Annotated in this window: 14 protein-coding genes; 10 read left to right on the forward strand and 4 right to left on the reverse strand. The window is 70.4% G+C overall.

The genetic code is table 11. The annotated features are described in order from the left end of the window. Positions 1-131: 131 nt before the first annotated feature. Positions 132-1,157, reverse strand: a complete 1,026-nt coding sequence (locus ABLE88_RS04065; RefSeq protein WP_510182845.1) for a putative 2-aminoethylphosphonate ABC transporter substrate-binding protein — start codon at positions 1,155-1,157, stop codon at positions 132-134. Positions 1,158-1,603: 446 nt separating this feature from the next. Here ABLE88_RS04065 and ABLE88_RS04070 point away from each other — a divergent pair, with 446 nt between their 5' ends. The 6 genes from ABLE88_RS04070 to ABLE88_RS04095 all read left to right on the forward strand — a co-directional run bounded on the left by ABLE88_RS04070 (position 1,604) and on the right by ABLE88_RS04095 (position 8,012). Next, positions 1,604-2,710 (forward strand): linear amide C-N hydrolase, encoded by a 1,107-nt coding sequence (locus tag ABLE88_RS04070; protein WP_348830180.1) that lies wholly within the window; start codon positions 1,604-1,606, stop codon positions 2,708-2,710. A gap of 209 nt (positions 2,711-2,919) precedes the next feature. Then, positions 2,920-3,987 (forward strand): biotin synthase BioB, encoded by a 1,068-nt coding sequence (bioB, locus tag ABLE88_RS04075; RefSeq protein WP_510182846.1) that lies wholly within the window; start codon positions 2,920-2,922, stop codon positions 3,985-3,987. A 32-nt stretch (positions 3,988-4,019) separates the two neighbouring features. Then, positions 4,020-5,132 (forward strand): 8-amino-7-oxononanoate synthase, encoded by a 1,113-nt coding sequence (locus tag ABLE88_RS04080; protein ID WP_348831079.1) that lies wholly within the window; start codon positions 4,020-4,022, stop codon positions 5,130-5,132. Then, entirely contained in the window at positions 5,129-5,773 is a 645-nt protein-coding gene (gene bioD, locus ABLE88_RS04085) for a dethiobiotin synthase (protein ID WP_348830182.1), read from the forward strand. Before ABLE88_RS04080 ends, bioD begins: the two co-directional genes overlap by 4 nt. Further along, positions 5,770-7,020 (forward strand): adenosylmethionine--8-amino-7-oxononanoate transaminase, encoded by a 1,251-nt coding sequence (locus ABLE88_RS04090; RefSeq protein ID WP_348830183.1) that lies wholly within the window; start codon positions 5,770-5,772, stop codon positions 7,018-7,020. Before bioD ends, ABLE88_RS04090 begins: the two co-directional genes overlap by 4 nt. A gap of 8 nt (positions 7,021-7,028) precedes the next feature. Next, a complete protein-coding gene (locus tag ABLE88_RS04095; protein ID WP_348830184.1) occupies positions 7,029-8,012 on the forward strand; it encodes a beta-ketoacyl-ACP synthase III in 984 nt (327 codons plus the stop codon). A gap of 19 nt (positions 8,013-8,031) precedes the next feature. Here ABLE88_RS04095 and ABLE88_RS04100 read toward each other — a convergent pair whose 3' ends face one another. Continuing rightward, complete coding sequence (locus ABLE88_RS04100; RefSeq protein WP_348830185.1) at positions 8,032-8,853, reverse strand: hypothetical protein; 822 nt, start codon at positions 8,851-8,853, stop codon at positions 8,032-8,034. A 294-nt stretch (positions 8,854-9,147) separates the two neighbouring features. Further along, on the reverse strand, positions 9,148-9,849 hold the full coding sequence (locus tag ABLE88_RS04105) for a GntR family transcriptional regulator (RefSeq protein ID WP_348830186.1): 702 nt from the start codon (positions 9,847-9,849) through the stop codon (positions 9,148-9,150). A 232-nt stretch (positions 9,850-10,081) separates the two neighbouring features. On the opposite strand from ABLE88_RS04105, the gene ABLE88_RS04110 reads away from it, so the two are divergent. The 3 genes from ABLE88_RS04110 to ABLE88_RS04120 all read left to right on the forward strand — a co-directional run bounded on the left by ABLE88_RS04110 (position 10,082) and on the right by ABLE88_RS04120 (position 13,758). After that, on the forward strand, positions 10,082-11,050 hold the full coding sequence (locus ABLE88_RS04110; protein WP_348830187.1) for a Bug family tripartite tricarboxylate transporter substrate binding protein: 969 nt from the start codon (positions 10,082-10,084) through the stop codon (positions 11,048-11,050). 185 nt (positions 11,051-11,235) lie between these two features. Then, the gene (araD, locus tag ABLE88_RS04115) at positions 11,236-12,972 is read left to right on the forward strand and encodes an L-arabinonate dehydratase (RefSeq protein WP_348830188.1); all 1,737 of its coding nucleotides are present in this window, start codon (positions 11,236-11,238) and stop codon (positions 12,970-12,972) included. Positions 12,973-12,990: 18 nt separating this feature from the next. After that, positions 12,991-13,758, forward strand: coding sequence for an HpcH/HpaI aldolase family protein (locus ABLE88_RS04120; protein WP_348830189.1), 768 nt, complete (start codon positions 12,991-12,993; stop codon positions 13,756-13,758). Between the two features lie 132 nt (positions 13,759-13,890). Here the strand turns inward: ABLE88_RS04120 and ABLE88_RS04125 are convergent, their stop codons facing one another. Beyond that, a complete protein-coding gene (locus tag ABLE88_RS04125; protein ID WP_348830190.1) occupies positions 13,891-14,727 on the reverse strand; it encodes a c-type cytochrome in 837 nt (278 codons plus the stop codon). Between the two features lie 208 nt (positions 14,728-14,935). Between ABLE88_RS04125 and acuR the strand changes: the two genes are divergently transcribed. Continuing rightward, a complete protein-coding gene (gene acuR, locus ABLE88_RS04130) occupies positions 14,936-15,571 on the forward strand; it encodes an acrylate utilization transcriptional regulator AcuR (RefSeq protein ID WP_348830191.1) in 636 nt (211 codons plus the stop codon). The last annotated feature ends 32 nt before the right edge of the window (positions 15,572-15,603 follow it).

Consider the following 15,603-nt stretch of genomic DNA (forward strand, 5'->3'; position numbering starts at 1 on the left):
GGCGCAACGAAATCGCGCGTGCGACGGCCCGCTGCGTGGATCCCCCGGAGACGCCGGGGGATGACGGTTCCGGTGGTGCCGGGCGATGAGGGGGCGGAGGCGGCGGCGCCCTCCCCCTCAGCCCTCGGCCGTCAGCCCTTCTTGGGCTCGGACTTGGCGTCGTAGCGGCGCTGCCACTCCTGGAGGATGGCGGCGCGGTTGGCGGCGGCCCAGTCGAACTTGTTGTCGATCAGCTTGGCCTTGAGGCCGGCCGGCAGGTTCTTGATCGGCTCCTCGAGCGCCGCATTGCCGAGGATGGCGTAGTTCTTGGCGTAGATCTTCATGGCCTCGTCGGAGACCACCCAGTCCATCAGCTTCTTGGCGTCCGCCTCGTTGTCGGTGCCCTTGATGATGGCCGAGGCCTCCATGTCCCAGCCGATGCCCTCGGACGGGATCACGGCGACGAGCGGCGCGCCCTGGTTGATCAGGCGGGCGGCGCGGAACTCGAACGAGATGCCGATCGGATATTCGCCCGAGGCGGCGAGCGCGCAGGGCTTGGAGCCGGAATGGGTGTAAGTGGCGATGTTCTTGTCGAGGGCGTCCATGAAGGCCCAGCCCTTCTCTTCGCCGAACAGCTGCAGCCAGCTGGAGACGTCGAGGAAGCCGGTGCCCGAGGAGGCCGGGTTCGGCATCACGATGAGGCCCTTGTATTCCGGCTTGGTGAGGTCGGCCCAGCTCGCCGGGATGGGCAGCTTGCGCTTGTCCATCTCGACCGTGTTGACGCACAGCGCCGCCGCCCACGCATTGGTGCCGACCCAGGCCGGCGGGGCGCTCTTGTCGACGAAGCGCGCCTCGATCTTCTTCACGCCGTCCGGCGCATAAGGCTGCAGCATGCCTTCGGCATCGAGCAGGAGCAGCGAGGTGGCGGCCGTGCCGAGCACCGCGTCAGCCTGGGGATTGTTCTTCTCGGCCAGTAGCTTGGCGGTGATGATGCCGGTCGAGTCGCGGACCCAGCGGATGGTCGTGCCGGGGTTCTTCTCCTCGAACGACTTCTTGTAGACCGGCAGCAGGTCCGCCTCGAGGGCGGTGTAGACCGTGATCTCGCCGGCCGTGGCGGCACCCGCCAGGGCAAGGAAGGCCGCAGTGGCGGCCAGGGTCGTCATGCGCGTCATCGTCACCCCCGGTTCAAGCAGGATCGGCCGCGGGCGGAGCCCGTGTCATCGCGCACAACCGTTGGCCGAACCGCGATCGTGCGAAGTAGAGTTTCCGCGCGCTTCTAGCATTGCGCCGGCGACGTTCGTGTGACGGAGCAGCCGACGTCACAAAAGCGTTGGGATTACTGCTAACCTACTGCGATTTCATCGGCTCTGCGTGAAGAAACGCGGCCCGCCATAGCTGCCTCCTCGTGCTGCTTTGCCAGCTCTATGACCGCCGTGACCGGGGCCGGCGCCGGGCGCGCGCCAGCCTTGCAATGGCTGGCGCATCGGGCATGCTCGGCGCGCTGCACGAAACCGGTGGACCGCAGCCGCACGCCGCCGAGGCCCGTCACGCCAGGGCAGATCTCGCCGGGGCGGCAGCCGCCAACGCGGCGCGCGAGGTCGCACCGACCACGGAGGGAAGCCCCATGTCCGCCCGCTCTCGCATCACTTGCGCGGCCCTTGCCGCCTCGCTCGCGCTCGCGCCGGTTTCAGGCGCCTCCGCCTGTACCGGCGTCATGCTGAAGGCGAAGGACGGCAGCCTCGTCCATGGCCGCACCGCCGAGTTCGGCATCCCGCTCGACCTCGGCATGGCCTTCGTGCCGAAGGGGACGGCCTTCGTCGGCCACACGCCCTCCGGCGAGGGCATGGCCTTCGCCGCGAAATACGCCGCGCTCGGCGCCACCGCGTTCGGCGCCCCGTCCATGCTCGACGGCATCAACGAGGCGGGCCTGTCGGCCGGCGCGTTCTATTTCCCGACCTTCGCCGGCTACGCCGAGATCACGCCCGAGAACCGCAAGCGCGCGCTGGCGCCGACCGAGTTCCTCAATTACGTGCTCACCCAGTTCGCCACCGTCGAGGAGGTGAAGAAGGCGGTGATGGGGGGCGAGGTGGTGATCGCCCCCACCGTGGTGGCCGAATGGGGCCCGGCCCCGGCGCCGTTCCACTTCGTGGTCTACGACAAGACCGGCGCCATCGTCATCGAGCCGCTCGGCGGCAAGCTGGTGGTCACCGACAACCCGCTCGGCGTGATCACCAACTCGCCGGCCTTCGACTGGCACATGACGAACCTGCGCAACTACGTCTCGCTGCGCCCGCTCAACGTGCCGCCGGTGACCGTGGACCGCATCAAGCTCCAGCCGCTCGGCCAGGGCAGCGGCATGGTGGGCCTGCCGGGCGACTTCACCCCGCCCTCGCGCTTCGTGCGCGCCGCGGTGTTCAGCGCCACCGCCGTACCACCCGCCAGCGCCGCCGAGGGGGTGACGCAGGTATTTCACGTGCTCAACAATTTCGACATTCCGGTGGGCGTCGCCGCCGACAAGGACGGCGACAAGGTGGGCTACGATTTCACCCTCGCCACCGTCGCCCGCGATCCCGTGGCGCTGCGCTATTACTGGAAGACCTACGAGGACCAGACCATCCGCGTGCTGGACCTCAAGGCGCTGATCGCCCAAGGCGGCCCCGCCAAGGTGCGCCACTACGTTCTGCCCAAGACCCAGCCGATCGCCGACATGACCGCCGACGTGCCGCGCTGAGGCACGCACCAGGGGCCAAGAGAACAGGCCAGGAGAACGGGCCAAGAGAACAGGCCAGGAGAACGGGCCAGGAGAACGGGCCAGGAGAACGGGCCAGGAGAACGGGCCAGGAGAACGGGCCAGGAGAACGGCCCGAGCAGCCGGCCGGCCGGGACAAGTCCGGCCGGCTCGCCCGCGGCTCTGGCGATCCCAGCGCGCAGGGGCTATCAATGACGCCTTGCAGCAAAAGCAACATCAAGGGAGGGCCGAAGATGCCTCAGGTTCGATCGAACGCCACCGCCATCCACAGCACCGGCAGGCGCAAGACCTGGACCCGCGACGAGGCCCTGGCCCTCTACAACGCCCCGTTCAACGACCTGCTGTTCCGCGCCCAGAGCGTGCACCGCGCCAATTTCGACCCCAACGAAGTGCAGATGAGCCGCCTGATCTCCATCAAGACCGGCGGCTGCGCTGAGGATTGCGGCTATTGCAGCCAGTCCGCCCACCACGGCACGGATCTGAAGGCCTCCAAGCTCATGGAGGTGGAGCGCGTCGTCGGCGAGGCGCAGAAGGCCAAGGACGCCGGCGCCACGCGCTATTGCATGGGCGCCGCCTGGCGCTCGCCCAAGGAGCGCGACATGGACACGCTGGTCGCCATGGTGGAGGGGGTGCGCGCCCTCGGCATGGAGACCTGCATGACGCTCGGCATGCTGGAGCCGGGCCAGGCGCACCGGCTCGCTCAAGCCGGCCTCGATTACTACAACCACAACATCGACACCTCGGAAGCCCATTATTCCAAAGTCATCTCCACCCGCACCTTCGCCGACCGGCTCGACACGCTGGCCAACGTGCGCGACGCCGGCATCAAGGTGTGCTGCGGCGGCATCCTCGGCATGGGCGAGAGCGCCCAGGATCGGGTCGACATGCTGGTGACGCTGGCCAACCTCGAGACGCCGCCGGAGAGCGTGCCGGTCAACCAGCTGATGCCGATCCCCGGCACGCCGCTCGCCGGCGCCGAGCCGGTGTCGCCCATCGATTTCGTGCGCACCATCGCGCTCGCCCGCATCCTGATGCCCGCCGCGCATGTGCGCCTCTCCGCCGGCCGCACGCAGATGAGCGACGAGATGCAGGCGCTGTGCTTCTTCGCCGGGGCCAATTCCATCTTCGTGGGCGACACCCTGCTCACCGCCGAGAATCCCGGCGAGGACAAGGACATGGCGCTGTTCGCCACGCTCGGCCTCAGGCCCCAGGAGGGGGAGGTCGCCGGCGCGGACGGCGCGCGGGTGGACGCGGCGTGAGCGAGGCCGCGCGCCTCGGCCGGTACGAGGCGATGCTGCGGGGCCTCGACCGGCGCCAGTCCCTGCGACGGCTGTCCGGCCGCGCGGGGATGGACTTCGCCTCCAACGACTATCTCGGCCTCGCCTCTTCGCCCCGCCTGAAGGCGGCGGTCGCCGCCGCTCTGGAGCAAGGGGTGCCGGTGGGCGCCACCGGCTCGCGCCTGCTGCGCGGCAACGACCCCGCCCATGCGGCGCTGGAAGAGGCCGCAGCGCGCTTCTTCGGGAGCGAGGCGGCCTTGTTCTTCTCCGGCGGCTACATGGCGAACCTCGCGGTGATCGGCACCCTGCCGCAGAAGGGCGACCTGCTGCTGATGGACGAATTGATCCATGCCAGCGCCCATGAGGGCGCCCGCGCCGGCAAGGCCGAGCCGGTGCTGTTCGCCCACAACGATGCCGGCGCCGCCGAGGACGCCATCCGCGCCTTCCGCGCCGCCGGCGGCATGGGCAAGGTGTGGATCGCCGCCGAAAGCCTCTACAGCATGGACGGCGACCGCGCCCCGCTGGCCGATCTGCTGGCGCTGGCGGATGCGCACGACGGCTTCCTTCTGGTGGACGAGGCCCACGCCACCGGGGTCTACGGGCCCGACGGGCGCGGCCTTTCGGCGGCGTTCGAGGGGCGCGAGAACGTGGTGGTGCTGCACACCTGCGGCAAGGCCATGGGCGGCTCCGGCGCGCTGGTGACGCTGCCGCAGGTGCTCGCCGACATCATCGTCAACCGCTGCCGGCCCTTCATCTTCGCCACCGCCCCCTCGCCGCTGATGGCGGTGGCGGCGCTCGAGGCGCTCGCCATCATGCGGGACGAGCCCGAGCGGCGCGCCCGCCTCGCCGGGCTCGTCGCCCATGCCGGCGGGCGGCTTGAGGCGACGTGCGGCCTAGCCCCCTCCGGCTCTCAGATCCTGCCGGTGATCGTCGGCGACAACGGCCGCGCCATGGCGCTGGCAGGCCTCCTGCAGCATGCCGGCTACGACGTGCGCGGCGTGCGCCCGCCCACGGTGCCGGCCGGCACCGCGCGGCTGCGCATCTCGCTCACCCTCAATGCCGACGCGGCGGCGGTGGACGGCCTGTTCGAGGTGCTCGGCGCGGCGCTCGCGGAGAAGGCGGCGTGACGCGCGCCATCGTCGTCACCGGCACCGATACGGGGATCGGCAAGACGGTGTTCTGCGCCGGTCTCGCCGGCTTCCTCGACGGCTGCTACTGGAAGCCGGTGCAGGCCGGCCTCGACGGGGAGACCGACAGCGCGGCGGTGGCGCGCCTTGCCGGCCTGCCGGCGGAGCGCATCCTGCCCGAGGCGCGGCGCCTCGCGCTGCCCGCTTCCCCGCACCTGGCGGCGGAGCGCGCGGGCGTCGCCATCGACCCCGCCGCGCTCATTCCCCCGGCCGCGCCGCGCCCCCTCGTCATCGAGGGCGCGGGCGGCCTGCTGGTGCCGCTGACGCGCGAGGCGCTGCTCATCGACGTCTTCGCCCGCTGGGGCCTGCCGGTGGTTCTGTGCGCGCGCACCGCGCTCGGCACCATCAACCACACGCTGCTCTCGCTTGAGGCGCTGCGGGCGCGCGCCATCCCGGTGCTGGGCGTCGCCTTCATCGGCGAGGCGCACGACGAGAACGCGCGCATCATCGCCGCGCTCGGGAAGGTCAATGTGCTCGGCCGCCTGCCGCGGCTCGATCCGCTGACCCCGGACACGCTGGCGGCGGCCTTCGCGCGCGCCTTCCGGCGCGCGGATTTCGCGGCCGGGAGGGCAGCGGCGTGACCTCCCCGGTCTGGCATCCCTTCACCCAGCACGCGCTCGCGGGCGCGATGGTGCCGATCGCCCGCACCGAGGGCGCGCACCTCGTCACCGAAGACGGCCGGCGCATCCTCGACGCCATCTCCTCCTGGTGGGTCATCACCCACGGCCACCGCCACCCGGCCATCATGGCGGCGATCCGGCAGGCGAGCGAAAGCCTCGACCAGATCATCTTCGCCGGCTTCACCCACGCCCCGGCGGAAGCGCTCGCGCGCAGGCTGGTGGCGGTGGCGCCGGAAGGCCTCAACCGGGTGTTCTATTCCGACAGCGGCTCCACCAGCGTCGAGGTGGCGCTGAAGATGGCGCTCGGCTTCTGGCGCAACACCGGCGAAGCGCGCAGCCGCATCGTGGTGATGGCGGCGAGCTATCACGGCGACACCATCGGCACCATGTCGGTGGGCGAACGCGGTGTGTTCAATGCCGCTTATGCGCCGTTGCTGTTCGAGGTGGAGACCGTCCCCTTCCCTGCCGCAGGGAAGGAGGAGGCGACGCTCGCCGCGCTGGAGGCCGCCTGCGCGCAGGCGCCCGCCGCCTTCATCGTCGAGCCGCTGGTGCTGGGCGCGGGCGGCATGCTCATGTACGGGCCGGAGCTCCTGAAGGCCATGCACGCCATCTGCGCGCGCCACGGCGTGCTGTTCATCGCCGACGAGGTGATGACCGGCTGGGGCCGCACGGGCACGCGCTTCGCCTGCGACCAGGCGGGTATCGTCCCGGACATCCTGTGCCTGTCGAAGGGCCTCACCGGCGGCGCCCTGCCGCTCGCCGTGACGCTCTGCCGGGAGGAGATCTTCGCGGCCCATTATTCCAATGACCGGACGAAGACCTTCTTCCATTCCTCGTCCTACACCGCCAACCCCATCGCCTGCGCCGCCGGCCTCGCGAACCTCCAAGTGTGGGAGAGCGAGCCGGTGATGGCGCGCATCGCCGCGCTGTGCGCCCTGCAGGAGGAGCTGATCGCGCCGTTCCGCGATGATCGGCGCTTCGAGACCGTGCGCCGCTGCGGCACCATCGCCGCGCTCGATCTCAAGGCGCGGGACGCGGGCTATCTCGCCGGCATCGGCCCGCGCCTCTACGATTTCTTCCTTGCGCGCGATCTGCTCATTCGCCCGCTCGGCAGCACCCTCTATCTGATGCCGCCTTATTGCGTGACCCGCGCCGAGCTGGAAGGCGCCTACGGCGCCATCCGCGCCGCCGCCGACGCGCTCGCCTGAGGCGCGCCATGGCCCGCTCCAGCCGCATCGTCGCCTTCGGCCGCCACGCGCCCGCGCGGCGCGTGCCCAATGAGGAGCTGGAGGCACGGCTGGGACTTGAGGCCGGCTGGATCGAGCGGCGCACCGGCATCCGCGCGCGCCGCTACGTGGCCGAGGACGAGGCGCTCACCGACCTGGCCTTGCCGGCCGCAGAGCAGGCGCTGGCGGCGAGCGGCCTCGCCCGCGCCGACATCGCCCTGACGCTGCTCGCCACCTCGACGCCGGACCATCTGCTGCCGCCCTCGGCGCCGCTGCTCGCCCACCGCCTCGGCCTTGCCTGCTCGGGGGCGGTGGACCTTGCGGGCGCCTGCGCCGGCTTCCTCTACGCGCTGGCCCTCGCCGACGGCTTCGTGCGCGCCCAGGGCCGCCCGGTACTGGTGGTGGCGGCCAACGTGCTCAGCCGCCGCATCAATCCCATGGACAAGGTGAGCGCGGTGCTGTTCGCGGACGCCGCCGGCGCCTGCGTGCTCGCGCCCTCGGAGCGCGCGGACGTGGGCGTGATCGGCGCCGACCTCACCTCGGACGGCGGGCAATACGGCCTGATCCGCATTCCCGCCGGCGGCAGCCGCCAGCCCTTCTCGCCGCAGACGGCGCCGCAGGACATCTTCATGGCGATCGCCGACGGCGCGGCGGTCTATGCGGAGGCCGTCACCACCATGACCGACTGCGCCCGCAAGGCCATGGCGCAGGCGGGCCTCGGCGCCACGGACGTGCAGCGCTTCGTGCCGCACCAGGCCAACACCCGCATCTTCGAGGCGGTGCGCCGCAATCTCGGCCTGCCGCACGAGAGCCTCGTCTCCACCATCGCCGAGTTCGGCAATTCCTCCGCCGCCACCATTCCCTTCTCGCTCGCCGCGAGCGCGGAGCAGGCGCCGCTGCGGACGGGAGAAAAGGTGCTGCTGACGGCGGTCGGCGCCGGCCTCACGGGCGGGGCGCTGGTGGTCGGCTTCTGAGGCCGCGCTCCGCCCGGCGTCAGAAGTGATAGCCGATGCTGAACATCGGCCCGTGCATGGTCGTGTCGTAGCGGAAATTGCTGCGCGGGCCGGTGATGGACTCGTAGTCGGTATAAAGCGCGCGATAGCCGATGGCGGTGGACCAGGACTTGTTCCAATTGTAGCCCAGGGCCACGAAGCCCTGCGAGGTGAGCTTGGAGCCGAGGCCGAAGCCGCCCACGTCGGCGAGCGCGTTCACGAACCAGCGCTCGTTGATCTGATACTGCAGCACCAGGCCGAACACCGGGTCGAGCCAGTCCTTCACATAAGTGGAGGACACGCCCGCGGGAAAGCCGGCCGGGGTAATGGTGGTTTCGGCGGTCAGCTTCTGATAGCGGAAGCCCGCCGTGGCGCTGAGGTCAAAATTGTCCGGCCCCACCGGCAGGCGGTAGCCGGCAATGGCCTGGAGCACCAGCAGGCGCTGGCTGAAATCGAGCTGCGGCCCGCCGGCACCCAGCGCCTTGTCGGCCGAGATCTTCGACCAGAACACGTCGGCCAGCAGCGTCCAGTCGCCGTTCTTGGCGAGGAAGTCGCCCATCAGCGCGCCGTCCAGGTTGCTCAGCAGGTCGCCGAAGCTCACGTCGATCGGGACCGCGGGCAGAGCGCGCACGCCGATGTCGCCGGTGAGGCTCGTCCCCCAGCCGTAGAGAGTGGCCTGGAACTCCCAGCCGGACGGCGGCGCCGCCGGCATGGGGGGCGTCGAGAGGTCGGCGGCGCGCGCGGGCTGGCCCGCCGAGACGATCGCGGCGACGATCGCGGCGGCGAGATGCCGTCCGTGTGGCGAAAGATACCCCCAAGACATGGCAGAGCCCCCCGCCCGCGTTTAAGGCAATGATCTCTTATCCCATTTTCCGTGCGCCGAAAGGGGCCCGGATGCACGATCGGTTGCAGCATGGCCCGCCGGCCACACCGCCTCGCCGACGACAAATAAGACCGCAATATCAAAAGTATAATAATGATTTCCCAGGATCCGACTGCCGGCGGGCCGGCGTTCCTTTGGCGGCTGTGGCGGGTGTGCAACCATTTTGGCCGCAAAGATCAAGCGCCGATCGCGACGATGGCGCGCGCCGAAGGGGACGCACCGGCCGGATCGGCCTCAGTCGCGGAAATAGTGGGGCCAGCGGGCCCGCAGGTCCGGCGTGAAGGCGAGCGACTTGGACAGATGCTCGCGCAGCGCCGCCTGGGCGCGGGCCGCATCGCCGGCCTTGAGGGCGGCGGCGATGGCGCGATGATCGGCGATCACCTGCGCGGCCTTGCCGGGCATCGGCAGATGCAGCCGGCGAATGCGGTCGATGTGCCCGGAATAGCGCCGCACCAGGACATACAGGCCGGGAACCGCCGCGATCTCGAAGAACACCCGGTGGAACTCCCGATCGGCGGCCTCGAAGCCGGGCAGGTCGCCGCGGGCGAGCAGGGTGGCCTGGACCTCGATCCCGGTCTCGAGCCGCGCCACCACCTCGCCGCGGTCGGCGGCAAGAGCGATGGTGCGCACCGCCTCCTGCTCCAGCGAGCGGCGCAGGAACTGCGCCTGCCGGGCGAGCTTCAGGTCGATGGGGCTGACCATGGTGGCGTGCTGGGGGAAGATGTCCACCAGCCCCTCCTCCTGGAGCCGGAGCAGCGCGTCGCGCACCGGGGTCGAGGAAAAGCCGAACAGCTCCTGGAGCTCGGCGCGGGAGATCAGCGTGCCGGGCGGCAGCTCCAGCGCGATGATGCGCTCGCGCAGATAGTCGAACACCTGCGGCGCGGCATGGCGCGACGGGTCGCGGGGCGGCCTGGAAGAGGAGCGCGCGGTGTCCATGGCGCGAGCATAGCGCAGGACGAGTTTGACTTCACTAATGCATTAGCGTTTTAATCCATCAGCCGGAAGACGGCACGCCCAACCACGGCCGAGGACGCGGCCCGGGCAAGAGCTTGCCTGCACCCGATCCGATCGCGCGGATCGGGTGCAGGCAGGACGGGGGAGACGGCCGCCACGCCAACCATCAGAGCGGCGGCTCCCTCGAACGCGCGTCCGAGCGACAGGAGGAAACATGTCCCGCTTGAAGATCGTCTCGCTCGCGCTGGCCGCAGCGCTCTGCGGCGCGCCGGCGCTCGCGCAAACCTTTCCCGACCGCGTGGTGACGGTGGTGGTGCCGTTCCCGCCCGGCGGCGCTTCCGACAGCACCGCCCGCTTCATGCAGCCGAAGATGCAGGACAAGCTCGGCCAGAGCGTGGTGATCGACAACCGCCCCGGCGCCAACGGCGCCAACGGCGCGAGCCATGTGAAGGGCCAGCCAGCGGACGGCTACACCCTGCTGGTGGGCTCCATCGGCGTGTTCGCCATCAATCCGGCGCTCAACCCGAACCTCAGCTACCAGCCCGGCAAGGACCTCGACCTGCTCACGGTCGCGGTGCGCACCCCCAACGTTCTGGTGGCCAATCCCGACTTTCCGGCCAGCTCGGTGAAAGAGCTGATCGCCTATCTCAAGGCGAATCCGGACAAGGTGACCTTCGCCTCCTCCGGCGTCGGCTCCTCGGACCATCTGACCGCGGCCCTGTTCTGGCAGAAGACCGGGACCAGCGGCGTGCACGTGCCCTACAAGGGCGGCGGGCCGGCGATCGCCGATCTGATCGCCGGCCACGCCAACGTGTCGTTCCAAAATCTCGGCGCGGTGGCGAACCAGATCAAGGCCGGCAAGCTGAAGGCGTTCGCGGTGACGGCGCAGGACCGCAACCCGGTGCTGGCGAACGTGCCCACCATGAAGGAGGCCGGCGTCGACGGCATCGACGTGTATTCCTGGCAGGCCGCCGCCGCCCCCAAGGGGCTGCCGGCGCCGGTGAAGGCCAAGCTCTTCGAGGCGCTGAAAGCGAGCCTTAACGATCCCGAGGTCAAGGCCAAGTTCAACGGCCTCGGCTTCGAGGTGGTGGCCAACACGCCCGAGGAGTTCGTCGCCTTCCGCAACGCCGAGGAGCAGCGCTGGCGCGAGGTGGTGAAGCTCGGGAAGATCGAGACCAACTAGCGCACGCGCCGATCAGCTTGCGCCGCAAGCTGATCGGACAACGCGTTCTCTTTCATCGATTTAGAGGGCGATTCACCGATCAGATTGAGTCAATTTGATCGGATCGCGCTCTAGCGCGATTCCCAATGCCGCGATGCGTCGCCGGGCCTCCCGTCGAGGCCCGGCCCATTCCCGAGGTGGAGTTCATGACGCCCCGCAAGAACCCCGACGCGCTGCGCAGCGCCCGCTGGTTCGCCGCCGACGATCTGCGCAGCTTCGGCCATCGCTCGCGGCTGCGGCAGATGGGCTACGCGCCCGAGGACTGGGCCGGCCGGCCGGTGATCGCCATCCTCAACACCTGGTCGGACTTCAATTCCTGCCACGCCCACTTCAAGGACCGCGTGCAGGACATCAAGCGTGGCGTGCTGCAGGCCGGCGGGTTCCCGCTGGAGGTGCCGGTCCATTCGGTGTCGGAGACCTTCCTCAAACCCACCTCCATGCTCTACCGCAACATGCTGGCCATGGAGGTGGAGGAGGTGATCCGCGCCCACCCGGTGGACGGCGCGGTGCTCATGGGCGGCTGCGACAAGAGCACCCCCGCCCTCCTGATGGGCGCCACCAGCGCCGGCGTGCCGGCCATCTACGTGCCCGCCGGGCCGATGCTGCGCGGCAATTGGAACGGCAAGACGCTGGGCTCGGGGTCGGACGCCTGGAAGTTCTGGGACGAGCGCCGCGCCGGCAACATCGACGAGGCCGCCTGGGCCGAGATCGAGGGCGGCATCGCCCGCTCCTACGGCCATTGCATGACCATGGGCACGGCCAGCACCATGACCGCCATTGCCGAGGCGCTCGGCATGACGCTGCCCGGCGCCTCCTCCATCCCCGCCGCCGACGCCGGCCACATGCGCATGTGCGCGGCGTCGGGCCGGCGCATCGTCGACATGGTGTGGGAGGACCTCGTCCCGGCCCGCATCCAGACCCGGCCGGCGTTCGAGAACGCCATCACGGTGGCGATGGCCATGGGCTGCTCCACCAATGCCATCATCCACCTGATCGCCCAGGCACGCCGCGCCGGCTGCGACATCTCGCTGGACGACTTCGACAAAGCGAGCCGCATCGTGCCGGTGCTGGCCAATGTGCGGCCCTCGGGCGCGGCCTATCTGATGGAGGACTTCTACTTCGCCGGCGGCCTGCCGGCGCTGATGGGGCGCCTCAAGCCGCTCCTGCACCTCGATGCGCCGACCGTGTCCGGCCGCACGCTCGGTGCGACGCTGGAGGGCGCGCAGGTCTACAATGACGACGTGATCCGCCCGCTGGAGAACCCAATCTATGCCGAGGGCGCGCTGGCGGTGCTGCGCGGCAACCTCGCGCCCGACGGCTGCGTCATCAAGCCGAGCGCCTGCGCGCCGCATCTGCGCGTCCATACCGGCCCGGCGCTGGTGTTCGACGACTATCCCAGCATGAAGGCGGCGAGCGAGGACGAGAGCCTCGACGTGACGCCCGACCACGTCCTCGTTCTGCGCAATGCCGGCCCGCTCGGCGGGCCAGGCATGCCGGAATGGGGCATGCTGCCGATCCCCAAGAGGCTGGTGAAAGAGGGCGTGCGCGACATGCTGCGGATCTCCGATGCCCGCATGAGCGGCACCAGCTACGGCGCCTGCATCCTGCACGTGGCGCCGGAAAGCTTCGTGGGCGGGCCGCTGGCGCTCATCGCCACCGGCGACCTCGTGCGCGTCGACGTGCCGAACCGCACCATCGACATGCTGGTCGCGCCCGAGGAGCTGGCGCGCCGCCGCGCCGCATTGCCCGCCCCGGAGCCGCGTTTCGAGCGCGGCTATGGCTGGATGTTCTCGCGCCATATCGGCCAGGCCAATGAGGGCTGCGACTTCGACTTCCTCGAGACCGCCTTCGGCGCCGCCGTCGGCGAGCCCGCCATCTACTGACGAAGAAGGACAGATCCCTTGGACGTGCCAGCGAACACCTTCAAGCGCGCCATCCATGCCGGCCGCCAGCAGATCGGCCTGTGGTCGAGCCTTGCGAGCCACCTGTCGGTGGAGATCCTCGCCGGCTCCGGCTTCGACTGGCTGCTGATCGACACCGAGCACTCGCCCAACGAGCTGCCCATGGTGGTGAACCAGCTCCACGCCATGATGGAGCACCCGCAGACCCAGCCCATCGTGCGCCCGCCGGTGAACGACGCGGTGATCCTGAAGCGCTATCTGGATGCCGGCGTGCAGAGCTTCCTGATCCCCATGGTGGACACGCCGGCCCAGGCCGCCGCCGCGGTCGCCGCCACGCGCTACCCGCCGGACGGCATCCGCGGCTTCGCCTCCGCCTCGCGCGCCTCGCGCTTCGGCCGGGTGAGCGACTATTACGCCCGCGCCCACGAGGAAATCTGCGTGCTGGTGCAGATCGAATCGAAACTCGGCCTCGACAATCTCGACACCATCGCCGCGGTGCCGGGGGTGGACGGGGTGTTCATCGGCCCCGGCGACCTCTCCGCCGCGCTCGGCCATCTGGGCGGACAGGGCGACGAAGCCATCGTCGCGCTGATCGAGGAGATGATCGCCCGCATCGGCAAGGCCGGCAACCGCGCCGGCATCCTCACCGGCGACGCGGCGCTGGCGCGCCGCTACATCGCCGCCGGCTGCGTGTTCACCGCGGTGGGCTCGGACACCGGCATCCTGGCGCGCGGCTCGGAGGCGCTGGCGCGGGCGTTCCGGGCCTGAGCGGCGGCTGCGCGATCGCCCCCCGACGGCGCGCCACCCCCTCACCCCTCCCCACAAGGGGGCGGGGAGATGCGCCAGGACTGGATCGCGCGGCGCGCGCGGGAGAACGGCCGGCCAATGGTCCCCGCCGCCTCACCGGCGGCGGTGGCGCATGGCGTCGAGATAGGCGATCAGGTCGTCGAGGTCCCGCTCCGGAATGGTCGCGGCGCCGAAGCCCGGCATGCGGCGCTCGGGCCAGGCGCGCACCGCCTCCGGGTCGCGGATCAGCGCGCGCAGCGCCTCGGGGCGGAAATATTCCGTCGGATTCATCGGCAAATTGAGGTCCGGCCCGATGGTGCTCTCCCCGCCGCCGTTCATGCGGTGGCACGGCAGGCAATTGTGGATGAAGACGGACAGCCCCCGCCGCGCGGGGGCGTCGGCGCCGACGGCCTCCGGCAGGTCGATCTGCGGAAACCTCAGCACCGGATCGCGCGTGCTCTCGATGGTCGCCACCTGATAGGCCCAGTGCTCACTGCTCACGCGGCCCGCCTGCGGGTTCTGCCAGACGATGTAGAACGGCCCGGCGGTGGCGGACTTGCCCTTGAGCTTCGGCCAGGGGGCGTGGCGTGGCTCGATGGCGACGAAGGCGCGCGCGCCGTCCGCCCCGCTTTGCGTGAAGAGGCCGGCGGGATACTGCGCCACGAAGCCGTCGAGCGCGCGGATCTGGATCGGCGCGTCGGCCGGAATGCCCGCCTCCTTCAGCAAATTGAGCACCGGAACGGCGCGATAGGTCGCCGTCCCGCCATAGGCCACGTCCGAAGGCACCGTCACCGAGACCGCGTCCGGACGGGCGAGAAGCTGGACGGCGGTATAGGTGCGCGTTCTGCCGTCCGCTGTCAGGGACAGTTCCGGCTCCGACCGCGCCGCGGCGGACGCCACGAGCATGAAGGCGAGCGCGCAGGCCAGCGCCGCCATGAGCCGTCCGCGCATTTCGTCCTCCTGGTCCGCATTCAGAGCGTCACCCCCCGGCCGGTCCGGCGGTCCACCCTGCGACCGGGCAGGCCTACACGTCCTGGAGCGCGGCGCAAGCGGCGCGGTGGATGCCCCGGACAAGCCGGGGCATGACGCGACTTGATCCGGACGCCGCAGCATGCAGTGCCCGCTTGAATTAAATAGACGATCGGTCTAATTTCTCGCCATGGATGCCGCCACCCCCCAGCCGCGCAAGCGCGGTCGCCCGCCCAAGGCGCTCGACGCCCCGAGCGAAACCCGCGAGGCGCTGGTGCGGGCCGGCCTCGTGGCGCTCACGGAGAAGGGCTTCTCGGCCACCGGCATCGACGAGGTCCTGAGCGGCGTCGGCGTGCCGAAGGGCTCGTTCTACCACTACTTCAAGAGCAAGGAGGCGTTCGGCGCCGAGCTGATCGACCAGTATGCCGGCTATTTCGCCGGCCGGCTCGACCGCTTCTTCGCCGATGCCGGGCGTTCCCCCCTCCTGCGGCTGGAGGCGTTCACCCGCGCGGCGGAAGAGGCCATAGCGCGGCACGATTTCCGGCGCGGCTGCCTGGTGGGCAATCTGGGCCAGGAGATGGGCGCGCTGCCGGAGAGCTTCCGCCAGCGCCTCAACGACGTGTTCGCCGACTGGCAGGCGCGCACCGCCGCCTGCCTCAGGGCCGCGCAGGCAGCCGGCGAGATCGGCCGGAGCCACGATCCCGACCAGCTCGCCGCCTTCTTCTGGATCGGCTGGGAAGGCGCGGTGCTGCGGGCCAAGCTCGAGCGCTCCAACGCCCCCCTGCGCGCCTTTGCCGAGGGCTTTTTCGCCCTGGTCCGCCGATGAGCCGGCGGCAGGCCGTAACGCCCCCCGGGCAG

The sequence above is a fragment of the Xanthobacter luteus genome (genome assembly GCF_040049235.1).
In the GTDB taxonomy this organism is placed as follows: domain Bacteria; phylum Pseudomonadota; class Alphaproteobacteria; order Rhizobiales; family Xanthobacteraceae; genus Xanthobacter.